Below are 1,468 nucleotides of genomic sequence, written 5' to 3' on the forward strand. Positions count from 1 at the left end.
ATAAAATATACTTCATAAAAAATTTATACATTAATTTGTAAATTTGATAGCTAGTGAAGACAGACACAAATTAAATAAGTTCCTGAATTCCAGAAAAAGTTTCCGACAAAGCTAAAACAAGTATTAACACGGATAAAAAGATATTTTCGGTAATAATTTTATTAATTAAAAAAGGTGAAAAGAAAGAATTAAAAAGAGAACTTTTCCAGATTATCTTTGATTCTTTCTTTACGATTTCACCTTACTTTTCCCTACTTCCCTGTAGGAGCTTCCTCACGCGACTCAATAACCAATTGCATCGTCTCAATCGCTAAATCACGCAAATCCTGATTGATAAAAATAGTACCTTGGGAACCAAAAGAACGGTCAAAAATAGTTACATTGCGACTATTCCCATTAATAAATCCCTGCATAAAAGCAATCAGACTATAGTTCACAGAGTCCAGAAACTTAGAATTGTTTTCAGGTACCATACATGCAATACCTTCTCGCGAAAATGGGCGATCGGGTACTATCTTGAAAGCATCGTGGTTTTTCTGTGACTGCAACCAACCTTCAGCGAGGATACCATCAGATGCAAAAGCGTCGATTTTTCCTTGTTGCAAAGCGATGTATCCTTCATTGCGGTTTTTGAAGTATACAAGTTGTGCTTTCGGTTGTACCCGACGAATTGCTTTTTCATTTGTAGTTTGCGGTAAAACCCCAATTCTTTTACCTAGTAAAGATTCTTTAGTACCCAAACTGCTATCTTTCTTGACCAACATTTGTGTACCAGTAACAGCATAACTTACCGAAAAATCAACTTGCTTATCCCGTTCCCAGGTAAAACTACTCGCATCGCAAACAATATCAACTTGACGCTGCAAAATATTGGGAATACGTTCTGCTGAAGAAAGGTTAACTAATTTGAGTTGAATTTTTTTCCCAAGTTCTTTTTCCAGTTGCTCTTTAATTAACACCAACATTTCGACAGAATAACCAACTGGTTGACCTTTATTATTAGTGTAAGCAAATGGGATTGCGTCTTTACTTGTACCCGCAGTTAACACTCCAGTGCGCTTTATCTTTGCCATAACCGTTTCCGCAGATGCTGGATGGGAGACAGCTCCAACAAGCATCAGACTGAGGATAGCAACACTCCAAGGGAAACGCTTTGCAAAACTATTTTTTTGATACATCTTCTCACTCCAAACGATAAAACGCGATAAAAATACTGTGATTGACAGAAAAATACCAATGATGGATTCAAAATACACCATTTTTGCTCCCTTCGTATACGAAATTACGATACAGCAGAACAAAATAATCTGTTGATTCTGATATTATCGCGGAGATTGTTAATCTAAAATTTATACAAAAGTTAAATTCACTGGTGATTTTTGCTAACTACTTGCTTACTAAATCCTAGTTTAAATCACTAATTAATTGAGAAAAAATCTTCAGATTAATTATAGAAGCTGGTTAATAA

1 protein-coding gene is annotated in these 1,468 nt (G+C 35.1%); it reads right to left on the bottom strand.

Going from position 1 to position 1,468, the window contains the following annotated elements:
- Positions 1 to 251: 251 nt before the first annotated feature.
- Positions 252 to 1,118: an amino acid ABC transporter substrate-binding protein gene (locus CK510_RS30290; RefSeq protein WP_245912527.1), complete on the bottom strand. Its 867-nt coding sequence runs from the start codon at positions 1,116 to 1,118 to the stop codon at positions 252 to 254.
- Positions 1,119 to 1,468 lie beyond the last annotated feature (350 nt).

It is taken from the genome of Brunnivagina elsteri CCALA 953 (genome assembly GCF_002289455.1).
GTDB classification, from domain to species: Bacteria; Cyanobacteriota; Cyanobacteriia; order Cyanobacteriales; family Nostocaceae; genus Brunnivagina; species Brunnivagina elsteri.

What these genes read in the sequence shown, in the direction of transcription:
- CK510_RS30290 (WP_245912527.1), bottom strand. Translation starts at nt 1,118, where the DNA reads ATGCTTGTTGGAGCTGTCTCCCATCCAGCATCTGCGGAAACGGTTATG.